Here is an 11,310-nt window from a genome sequence, read left to right on the forward strand (position 1 = left end):
AGATTGAGAGATCAAAATTATCCCCAATACAGGATTGACAATCCGAAAAAACTCTGAAACGTTTTTTTAAGATTAAGCAAATTTCAAGAACAGTTCAGTTAAAATAAAGAAAGTTAACCAAAAGTCGAATTAAACTGTTCGATTTGGGTTATTGATTCTATCATATTAGATCGAAAATGAAGGGGAAATCTGCCAGTTCGACTCCCACTGAACAATTTTTTAGTTTTTCGCTCAACCCCACTCTGCAAGCCCTCTTGTCCGCTCACCAACTAGCAGAGATTATTCGACTCGATCCCACCCAAATTGTACCGATCTCAGAAATGCCTTTAGCGGTGATCGGAGTCTATCCCTGGCAAGGGGAAGTCCTGTGGTTGGTCGATCTTGCCTGTCTGTTTGGTTTTGAACCGCTGAGAAAACCCACAAATATTCAGTCTAATTGTAGCATTATCAAAGCCCGAGTTCACCGAGGAAATATTGGTTTATGGGTCGCTCAAGTGGGGGAATTAATAAGCTGTGAACCCTCCAGTCTTCAAGCCCCTGAACTCTGTTATCCTCAACTTCAAACCCTCAAGAAATCTCCTCATCAAAAAGAGTCAATTGATCCGATTCAACCTGATTGGATTCAAGGAAGTTGGGTCAGTTCTCAGGAGACAATCTTACCCATTCTTGATCTCGAAGCAATCCTCCGAGATTTAGTTCAGGAATAAACATTTAGTTTTATCCCTTTGTTTCAATCAATAAACCCCTTTTTGCCCGAAAATATCCACCTAAAATTTGACATTAAAACCAATGACTAAAACACCGTATCGTCCTTCTAACTCCCCCGAAAATCGCCAGTCTAATCCCAATCGTCGCGCAGCACTTTCTCCCCAAAAAGCCACAGAAAACACCAAATCCAATGCTTCTGAATCAACCGCAGATCTAGAAACAATCTCTCCTACTGTTGTCGAATCCTCGGCGACTCCCCCAATCGGATTGAAAGCCAAAACAACAATCTTAGCCAAAGAATTAAATGTATTACGCTCCAATATTGATCGCCGAGTTAACCAACTGCAAGCCTTAATTGAAAAAGAAGGGGCAGCCGCCGAACGCGCCGAACTGATTAACCAAATTACCTCCCGAATGCGGGAATCTCTAACCTTAGAAGATATCTTCAAAACCATCGTTGAAGACGCCCGGGCTGCCCTGCAAAGCGATCGCGTGATTATTTATCAGTTTGATGAAAATTGGAAAGGCACCGTTGTCGCAGAGTCGGTAGACCTCAATTGGCCGATCGCCTTTGGTGCGGAAATCACCGATCCCTGCTTTGCTGATCGCTATGTGGAATATTACCAAAAAGGCCGAGTCAAAGCCACCGCCAATATTTACGAAGCCGGGTTAACAGACTGTCATCTTGGTCAACTCGAACCCTTTGCAGTCATGGCAAACCTTGTCGCCCCGATCCTCGCCAAAACCAGCGAGAACCCCGCCGGCCATTTGTATGGTTTGCTGATCGCCCATCAATGTAGCGAACCTCGTCAGTGGGTTGATGCGGAAGTTGAATTTATGCGACAACTCGCCATTCAACTCGGGTATGCGATCGATCAAGCCTTATTATTACAACAACAACGAGAAGCCACCCGCATCGCCCAACGCCTCAACCAGATCAACACCGGACTGCGAAAATCCCTTAACGTTGAAGATATTCTGACTGCGGCGGTCGAAGAAACCCGAGAGGCAATCAATAGCGATCGCGTGGTGGTTTATGAATTTGATCCCCATTGGAAAGGTACCGTCATTGCCGAGTCTGTCGATAACCAATGGCCGATGGCGTTAGGGGCTGAAATTGCTGATCCCTGTTTTGCCGATCGCTATGTACAGCCCTACCTACGCGGACGAGTTAAAGCCACGACCAACATCTATGAAGCGGGTTTAACTGAATGCTATCTGGGTCAACTCGAACGCTTCGCCGTTAAAGCGAATTTAGTTGCTCCGATTTTAGTTGATAATAAACTGATGGGGTTATTGATCGCTCATCAATGTTCAGGGCCGAGAGTGTGGACAGACTTAGAAATCGATCTGATTCGTAACGTTGCTATTCAAGTCGGTTATGCCCTCGATCAAGCCTCTGCCCTCGAAGAACAACAAGCGGCCGCCAAAAAAGCCCGTCTTCTCAATGATATTATTACCCAACTGCGAAACTCTCGGAGTGCAGATGAAGTTTTTGATATGATTGTGGAAGAAGCCCGCAGCGCTTTAAAAGCAGATCGGGCAATTATTTATCAATTTGATGAAGATTGGATCGGTACTGTTGTTGCAGAATCGGTAGATAAACGTTGGCCGACAACGATGGGTAAAAAAATCGCTGATCCTTGCTTTGCGGGTCAGTATGTGAAACCCTACTTTCGGGGTCGGATTAGTTCGATGGAAAATATCTACGAATCCGGCTTAAGCGAATGTTATATTAAACTCCTCGAACCCTTTGCGGTGAAAGCCAATATTGTCGCGCCTATCATCGCTGAAACCCGTTTACACGGACTGTTAATTGTTCATCAATGTTCAGAACCGAGGGCGTGGAAAGAGTCTGATATTAGCTTTGTCAAACAACTCGCCACCCAACTGAGTTTAGCGCTCGATCAGGTGATTTTGCTTGAACAACAACAACAAGCAGCCGAACAAGCCCATCGTCTCAATCAGATTAGTTCTCATATTCGCGAATCGCTTAACTCCAAAGATATTTTTAATACAACGGTTGAAGATGTTCAAGAAGCAATAAATAGCGATCGCGTTATTGTTTATCAGTTTGATGCCAATTGGCAAGGAAAAGTGGTTGCAGAGTCGGTTGCGGTTGGTTTTCCCGAAGCGTTAGGGGCAGAAATTCATGATCCTTGTTTTGCTCAAAACTATGTTAAACCTTATCTTAAGGGGCGAGTTAAAGCAACAGAAAATATCTATGAAGCCGGGTTAACAGACTGTCATATTGGTCAGCTTGAACCCTTTGAAGTCAAGGCAAATTTAGTCGCGCCGATTGTGGTGAATAAAAAACTACATGGGTTATTAATTGCTCATCAATGTTCGAGTTCTCGTAAGTGGAAATCGACTGAAATTGACTTTATTCGACAAATTGCGATTCAAGTGGGTTATGCCGTCGATCAGGCGTTTCTACTGGAACAACAACGGGCGGCAACTCAACAAGCGCGTCAACTTAGTGAGATTAGTTCTCGCATTCGTCAGTCTCTTAATTATGAACAAATTTTTAATACTGCGGTAGAAGAATCGTTATCTTTGATGCAAGCGGATCGAGTCGTGGTGTATCGGTTTGATGAAAATTGGCACGGGGAAATTGCCTATGAGTCGGTTAAACCGGGTTGGTTAAAAATCATCGAAATGGAAACCGAAGTTCCTTGTTTTCCGGCTGAATATGTTGAACCCTACCGCAAAGGTAGAATACAAGTCACTGAAGATATTATGACTGCCGAATTGAGTCCTTGTCACAAAGAACAACTGCAAAAATGGCAAGTTAAAGCCAATATTGTGGTGCCGATTTTAGTGAATCAAAAACTTTATGGGTTGTTGGGGGCGCATCAATGTTCGAGTAAGCGACAATGGGCAGCATCAGAAGTCGAAGTGTTTAAACAAGTGGCGTTGCAAGTGGGTTATGCCCTCGAACAAGCTCAATTGCTCGAACAAGTTCAACAAGCCCGTCAAGCCGCAGAAAAAGCATCCGATGAACAGCAGCAACAAAATGAAATGCTGCAACAACAAATTGAAGACTTTTTAGAAGATATTGAAGACTCATTTAGTGGAGATTTAACAGTACGGGCGCGAGTTTCGGAAGGGGTAATGGGAACAGTAGCGGACTTTTTTAATGCTACCATTGAGAACTTACAACGATTAGTTTTGCAAGTGCAATCAGCAGCGACTGTGGTGACTCAAACCGCACAAGGAAGTGAACAGGAGATTAAACAATTATCGAATGAAGCCCTGCGACAAGCTGAAACAATTTCAGATGCCTTGACTCAAATTCAAGTGATGGCAAATTCGATTCAAGCTGTTGCTCAAAATGCCCAAGCCGCAGAAATGAAAGTACAACAAGCTAGTCAGGTTTTGCAAACTTCTGATCAGGCGATGAACCGCACCGTTGAGGGAATTGTGGTGATTCAAAAAACGGTTCATGCTACCGCCCGCAAGGTGAGAAATTTGGGCGAAGCGTCGAAGAAAATTTCTCGGGTTGTGAGTTTAATTGGGGAATTTGCTAACCAAACCAATGTGTTGGCGTTGAATGCTTCAGTTGAAGCAACTCGCGCCAGTCAGGACGATCAAGGGTTTGCAACGGTGGCGACAGAAGTGCGAACTTTAGCCGAACAGTCTGCGAGTGCATCAGCAGAAATTGAACAAATTGTAGAAGAAATTCAAGCAGAAACAAAAGAAGTGATTCGGGCGATGCAAATTGGAATGAAACGGGTATTATTAGGGACAAAATTGGTGAAAGATACTCGTCAAACGTTAACTGATTTAGTAGAGGTGAGTCGTTCAATTCGGGAGTTAGTCGAAGAAATTGCTGATTCTGCAACCACTCAAGCCCAAACTTCCAGTCAATTGTCCGGTACAATGCAAGAAGTCGCTGCAATTGCTCATTCTACCTCGGAACAATCTCTCACTGTTGCTGACTCTTTTACACAGTTGTTGGGTGTGGCGGGTGAACTTCAAAAGGGTGTTGCTCAATTTACGATCAATAATGACTGATATAGGGCGGTAAATTTTAATTGTTTTTCTGATGTAGAGGCGTTGTCTGTCATGTCTCTACAGAACATTATCTTCTAGATTTTTAACTCTATCTTCTCTCAAAAAATGATTGATACTAATGACCAAGCTTATGAATTTTTTGTTCAAGAATCTTTAGAACTCTTGCAAATTTTAGAACAAGGGTTAATGACGCTGACGCAAGAACATGAAATGCCTAAACTTCACGGACTAATGCGGGCGGCGCATTCAATCAAAGGAGGGGCGGCTTGTGTGGGGTTGATGGGGATTCAAGATATTGCTCATAACTTAGAAAATGCGATTCGGGCATTATACGCTAAGGATACGGTTTTTAGCTTAGAATTAGAGGAGTTATTGTTACAAGCGTTTGACTGTTTGCGATCGCCGATTCTTGAACAAATTGAAAAGGGTCAATGTCAGCAAGAAGCAGTCGCTAAACGTTCACAGTTGATTTTTCCAAAAATTGAAGCCTTACTCGGACATTCCTTAGATGAAGCTTCTGAACTTCCTGAAGTTCCGATGGAAACAGATATGACTATATTTCTGTTTAAGGAAGAAGTCCCGTCTGGGTTACGACGTTGGAAACAGATGTTAATTCATCCTCAAAATTATCATCTTTCTGAGGAGTTAAAAAATCAAGCGGAAGTCTTTGCAACACTGGGAAAAATGCTCTGTTTGCCCGGGTTTACCATGATTTCGGAGGTGACAATTAAAGCCATTCAAGTTAATCCTAAGTTAAGTTTAAAAATTGGTAAACTCGCCTTAGTTGACTTTTGGGCGGCTCAAAAAGCGGTCTTATCTGGCGATCGCATTCAAGGCGGAAAACCCAGTGAAACTCTTTTAAAGTTAACTCAATCTCAAACTCAATCAAGTTCTAAAACAAATTCTCCAACTGTTCATAAAACTTCGGCTCAAAGTTCATCTCAAAAATCATCTCAAACCTCACCAAAATCTCTCCAAAATAATCATAAAAGTGCGAATCAGTCTACTTCTAACTCAACCCTAACTCAAGATTCTCCTCAATCTCCAGAAAAATCCACCCAAAAAACAAATCCGGTTCAGCCAAAAGTAACAGAAACCTCTCCTGAAGAAACATCAAAACCACTATCAACTGCTATCGTTGCTGCTAATTCTGGAGATAACAATCAACTCACGTTAGGAGTGCGGGTTGATCTAAATCGTTTAGAATTGATTAATAATTTAGTCGGGGAGTTAGCGACTCAAGATAATAGCTTTTTACTCCAAAATCAGCAATTCAAATCTTCTTTAGAAACATTAAGTAAAAGTTGGAATCAGTTTCATAAATTTATCGGTAGACTCCAAGAAGCCACCGAATTTAATAGTTCTCCAAATAATCATCTCAACCTAGAAGACTGGGATCAAACAGGTTTGCTGAAAACTGATGTTCAAAAGACCTTAGATGAGATGGAGAAAGTCGAGCAGATTTTGTATGAAATGAAATTGCTTAGTTTTCAAAGTCAGCAAATTGTTAAAAAGCGACAACAAACCCTCCAACAAGTTCAAAAAAATCTCACAGAAACTCGGATGATTTCTATAGAATCTCTATTCAATAGATTTCCAAGAATGGTGCGAGATTTATCTATTCGGAAAGGTAAAAAAGTTAAATTAAACCTCATTGGTCAGAAGACCTTGGTTGATAAAGCAGTTTTAGAAAAACTTTATGATCCTCTCGTTCATCTCGTGAGAAATGCTTTTGATCATGGCATCGAACCCCCAGATATTCGTCAAAAGAAACAGAAATCTATCGAAGGAAAAATAGAAATAAAAGCCTATAATCAAGGAAACTATATTTATATTGAAGTTCAAGATGATGGTCGAGGGATTAATCTAGAAAGAATTCGCAAAAAAGCAGTTGAAAAGAGACTCATTTCTAAAACAGATGCTCAATATCTTACCAAAAATCAGTTATATGATTTACTCTTTTTACCGGACTTTTCAACAACAAATCGCGTCACCGACTTATCCGGGAGAGGGGTTGGACTTGAAGCAGTTTCTCATCAAGTCAAAGCTTTAAAAGGTAATATTACTATACTCTCTGAAGTCAATGAAGGGACAAAATTTATTCTCCGTTTACCTTGGTCACTGACGATTACCAAACTCTTAGTCTTTCAAATTGATGACCATTTATTTGCAATTGCCATGGATACTGTGGGGGCGATTGTTTCTGCTTCTCCTGAAGAAATTGAGTCTCACAAAGACGGTAAAATTTATAATTGGTTAGGACAAAAAGTTCCTTTGGTTCAGTCAATATTGTCAAATTATCAATATCGGGGAACTCCTACTCATCCCGAACAATCTCATCTTTCTGCTTTGGAAAAAAACCGAACCGCACAATTTTCAGGAAAAGTTATGGTATTGTTGTTATCAGAAGGATTAGAAACTATTGGCTTAAGAATTGATCAAATTTTAATGGAACAAAACTTAACCATTAAACCCTTTGGAAAAGTATTAAAAGCACCGCCCTATTTCTATGGTTGTACAATCTTAGGTGATGGTCGTTTAGTTCCAGTGATTGATAGTCCGGTATTGTTAGAAGAATGGCAACAAAAACAACAAGCAAAAACCGACAAAGTAATGCTGATTCCGAGTGAGATCAAGTCAACATCTCAAACCGAAAAACAGATGACCATTTTAGTGATAGATGATTCACTCACCACCCGTCAATCTTTGTGTGCAACATTGCAGCAAGAAGGATATACTGTAATTCCCGCTCAACACGGTAAAGACGGATTAGCTAAATTGCAACGATATCCTCAAGTAAAATTCGTAATTTGTGACTTGGAAATGCCGGAGATGAATGGGTTAGAATTTCTGAGTCATTGTCGTCGCCAATTCTCCCGAGAAAAGCTTCCTGTACTTATGTTAACTTCACGAAAGAGTGATCGCTATCGTCAATTAGCTAAACAGTTGGGGTCAAATGGTTATATGACAAAGCCGTGGGTGAAGCAAGAGTTAATTAAGATATTACAAGATCAGCTTTTGACTTCAGATTAACAGATTTGATGATCAGTGGCTATTTCTATTTAATAGAAGTTAACGAGGATTGATACTCGGATGAAAACTCAACTGTAAGTTTAACTGTTTTAGATAAAGCTTTAATGTCGGTTGAACGGTAAAATAGAGTTTCTATAGCACTACGCATAAAGGTTAGGACATTTCTAAATCCTAGAATCCTTTCATAGTCTGCTGTTCCCTGATCCGGTGTTCCCTGTTCCCGATTCAAGTAGCGCTATATTTGTGATATTTTTGATGTTTGACATAAATGGAATTTTATCGGTATTGATTTTTTTGTCAGCTAGTTTTTAACTCGAGTTCCTGGTGCTATTTTATTGTCTGCGTAAAAATTGAGTAAAGAGGGAACCGAACCTAGAGAGGCGTTGGTTTAAATCCCTCCTAGCCCGTCCCCAATCCGTAATAAGTGAATAGCATCGACAAAGCTAAAGGTCAAAGGAATAACCCCTAACTTTTTGGCTTATTTGTTAAAATTCCACAGATATTGTAACTTAATCTGAATATTATTTTGTACGTTAGCGACCACAACAGCAGTATCATTAAACTGGGGAGGGCCAGCAAGAATCGTGGGATTGCGAGAAAAACCAAAGCCTTCGGTGGGAATCCCTAAGCTGTTGAGGTTTAAAGTTTGATCACTATTCGCATCGTGGAAAACAGCAACTGCATAATTTCCCGGAATTAAGTTTTCAAACGTAATTTTTGGATTGTCTTTTCCAAGCTGAATACATTGAGTTTGCAAAGCATTCTCTTTGTTATCAGGAAATCCTTGACTACTTGAAAATAGACTGAGACAGACTTGACCTGTTTTATTTTTTAAACCATCCAGTTCTACAATTAAATGATTTGAGATCGCTTCTACACTCGGTACAATCCCCAAATTACCGAGAATAGAAAGTATCAAAATACTGGCTGAAAATCGTTTTTTCATTATACCCTTTTCCTTTAGTAAGATTCAAACACCATTCTCTTTCCCTAATCTCCTCACAAGTTGTAAGAACATTGGAAACTAATTCAACTGACAGGGGTTCAAATTTGACTCAAAATGAACCGAAAACCATATCCTCAAATACAGAGAAGCCTAAATAGAATCAGGGGATTTCGCTAGAAATATGAGTGATAGAGCAAGCCCTCTCTCCGGATTGAGGGTAGGTTCAGAGAATAATTTACATTCTGTTTAGCATTTTGTCAAGATTTATTAATAAAAATCTAAAAATTTTATTAAACATACAATAACACAAAAATCCCTCAACCTGAAAAACTGACCTTGGGGGGATTCAAGAACTAAAAAATTGAATATTTGTTCAAAAATTATATCCAATTAGAAGTGTTTATACCCAAAAACAAACATCCATCTAATCACATAAAAAGAGGTGAGCAAAGCCCACCCAAAATTATACTAAAAGGTTGAGAGAAAGCTGACTACTTCGTTTCTACAAAATCAGCATCAATGACATCATCACCAGAACGAGAAGCAGATGTGATCGCAGTCTAAAAAAATAGAGGGCGCATTTTGCACCCCAGACCGTTATTTTGACAAGCGTTTAAGCTGGCTGTAAATTAGTGATTGTCTTTTGCTTCTGAGGACTGATCTTGATGAAGGAGTGAAGTCGGCAAAGAGCGTTCTAAATTCATGCGTTGAGAAGCACTATGCAAGAAATAACCATTTAACATCGCTGCGGCTAAGAGTTGTCCTAAATTTTCACGACTGGTGGTAATAGAGACATCAAAATGTTGGGGGGGTAAGTTCCCTAATATGCCGTTGAGATGAGATTCCATCAATTGACGAACTTCAGAATTCGGCTTAGACAGTTGAGAGATTGATTCAGTATCGAGGGATTGAATATACTCGGAGAGGACATTCTGATGGCTAGAGTTGGGGTGGAATCCGTTTTGAGTAAATTGAGATTGATTATTCATGTGATTTTTCCTCTATGACTTTCTCTAAACTTTCTATCTATTTGCTAGTGTAGAAGACTAAGGATGAGAGTTTAGTGAGTGTAACCGAACATTTATTTTCGGATTTCACAGCCTGTCAGGTTGTCCGATAAATTGGTCAGGTCAATTCAACTTTAGGATTAGCTTTTGAATATATAAATATCTTCTGCTTTTCCGAGTGCAAATTTAATGGAGTCGGGAATATTGCGGCTAGACTGGGTGATAAATATGATTAAACCGAGTAGTGCTAATCCGGCATCTAAAAGATACATATTCGAGTAACCAACTTGTTCAGCAACCCAACCAAATACCGGGCCAGCCAGTGCAATTCCGATATCAAATCCCCCAATACACAGCGAGAAAAATTGACCCCGTTCATCCGCCGAACAACGGTCTGTAACTAAGGTGATCACGGTGGGAATGAGAATTCCGGCACCTGCCCCTTCTAAAGCCGCTGCTAGGAGAATTTCAGAGTGATGATTTGCGGTTCCTAAAAGCAGCATTGAGATCAGATACAAGATCAAAGCAATCGTGATAAACATACCTCGACCATATCGGTCTGAAGCGCGACCCACGAATAAACGAGAGCTAAAACTAGCGATCGCTGCGGTAGAATAAAATAATCCAGCATTTAATTCTAGGTTAGATTCAGCCAGATAAAGGGGTAAAAAAGTGACTAAACTGCCAAAGATTAGACCGACGATTGCCATGACAAAAGCAGGAGTTCGTAATGCCGGACTTCCGATTAATTTGAAGTAGCGAAATAGTTTTTGTAGGCGAATCTTGGGCGTTACAGAGATGAGGTCAATGTTGTCTAAAGTGGGTTTAGGGCGAGTGGGTTCCCAAACTTGAGAAATACCCAGTCCGGCAAGAAGTCCAAAAGTTGCACTCGATAAAAATAGAAAATTGTATCCCAAGCCTGCTTGTACAAAACCTCCAAAAGCCGGGCCAATTGCCATCCCTATAGGTGTGACGAGACTCATATAACCAATGACTTCGCCTCGACGGTCAATGGGGGCAATATCGGCGACTAAGGCACTGTAACCAATGGTAAAGGCGGCAAGACTAACCCCATGAAAAGCCCGAATTACTGCCATTGAGGGAATTGAAGTGACCCATAAGTAGCCCAACGGGGCTAGTGTGACAACGGTGGTGCCAATCAGTAAAACGAGTTTGCGACCTTTGCTGTCAGCAAGGGGGCCAAGTCCAAACCGGGAGGGTAAGAGTCCGATAGCAAAAGCCCCCATCACTAAACCCACTTGTCGATTGGTGCCACCGAGGGCTTGAATGTAGAGGGGTAGAGTGGGGAGTAAACTGGTGGTGCTTGACCAAAAACACAAACCTGCAATAAACAGAAGTAATAGGCTACGCCGTCGCTTGGGGTCTAGAGTTGAAAAAACGTTCAAAATATTGATTCCTCGGAATGCTCAACATCGATGTCTGACCAAGCTGTTAGTGTGATCAAAATATCGGATACTCTTTCTATTGTGTAACAATTTATTAAAAATTGGCAGGTCAAAGTATATCAAACTTTTTTGATTTTTTCAGCGTGATGATCGAGAATCAATTTTAAAAAGATCAGGATTGAGGAATATAAAA

General features: G+C 40.8%; 6 protein-coding genes. 3 read left to right on the forward strand and 3 right to left on the reverse strand.

The annotated features are described in order from the left end of the window. Positions 1-176 precede the first annotated feature (176 nt). From L8106_RS06950 to L8106_RS06960, 3 genes are all read left to right on the forward strand, one after another. Positions 177-707, forward strand: coding sequence for a chemotaxis protein CheW (locus L8106_RS06950; protein WP_009783532.1), 531 nt, complete (start codon positions 177-179; stop codon positions 705-707). Between the two features lie 82 nt (positions 708-789). After that, entirely contained in the window at positions 790-4,725 is a 3,936-nt protein-coding gene (locus L8106_RS06955; RefSeq protein WP_009783533.1) for a GAF domain-containing protein, read from the forward strand. 105 nt (positions 4,726-4,830) lie between these two features. Next, the gene (locus L8106_RS06960; RefSeq protein WP_009783534.1) at positions 4,831-7,758 is read left to right on the forward strand and encodes a hybrid sensor histidine kinase/response regulator; all 2,928 of its coding nucleotides are present in this window, start codon (positions 4,831-4,833) and stop codon (positions 7,756-7,758) included. 478 nt (positions 7,759-8,236) lie between these two features. Here L8106_RS06960 and L8106_RS06965 read toward each other — a convergent pair whose 3' ends face one another. The 3 genes from L8106_RS06965 to L8106_RS06975 all read right to left on the reverse strand — a co-directional run bounded on the left by L8106_RS06965 (position 8,237) and on the right by L8106_RS06975 (position 11,117). After that, entirely contained in the window at positions 8,237-8,704 is a 468-nt protein-coding gene (locus L8106_RS06965) for a DUF2141 domain-containing protein (protein ID WP_009783535.1), read from the reverse strand. Positions 8,705-9,333: 629 nt separating this feature from the next. Then, positions 9,334-9,693: a DUF760 domain-containing protein gene (locus L8106_RS06970; protein ID WP_009783536.1), complete on the reverse strand. Its 360-nt coding sequence runs from the start codon at positions 9,691-9,693 to the stop codon at positions 9,334-9,336. Between the two features lie 158 nt (positions 9,694-9,851). Then, positions 9,852-11,117, reverse strand: a complete 1,266-nt coding sequence (locus L8106_RS06975) for an MFS transporter (protein WP_009783537.1) — start codon at positions 11,115-11,117, stop codon at positions 9,852-9,854. Positions 11,118-11,310 lie beyond the last annotated feature (193 nt).

The sequence above is a fragment of the Lyngbya sp. PCC 8106 genome, assembly GCF_000169095.1.
Lineage (GTDB): Bacteria > Cyanobacteriota > Cyanobacteriia > Cyanobacteriales > Microcoleaceae > Capilliphycus.

Coding starts and splice junctions, on each gene's coding strand:
- L8106_RS06970 (WP_009783536.1), bottom strand. CDS start 9,693: ATGAATAATCAATCTCAATTTACTCAAAACGGATTCCACCCCAACTCT.
- L8106_RS06955 (WP_009783533.1), top strand. CDS start 790: ATGACTAAAACACCGTATCGTCCTTCTAACTCCCCCGAAAATCGCCAG.
- L8106_RS06965 (WP_009783535.1), bottom strand. CDS start 8,704: ATGAAAAAACGATTTTCAGCCAGTATTTTGATACTTTCTATTCTCGGT.
- L8106_RS06950 (WP_009783532.1), top strand. CDS start 177: ATGAAGGGGAAATCTGCCAGTTCGACTCCCACTGAACAATTTTTTAGT.
- L8106_RS06960 (WP_009783534.1), top strand. CDS start 4,831: ATGATTGATACTAATGACCAAGCTTATGAATTTTTTGTTCAAGAATCT.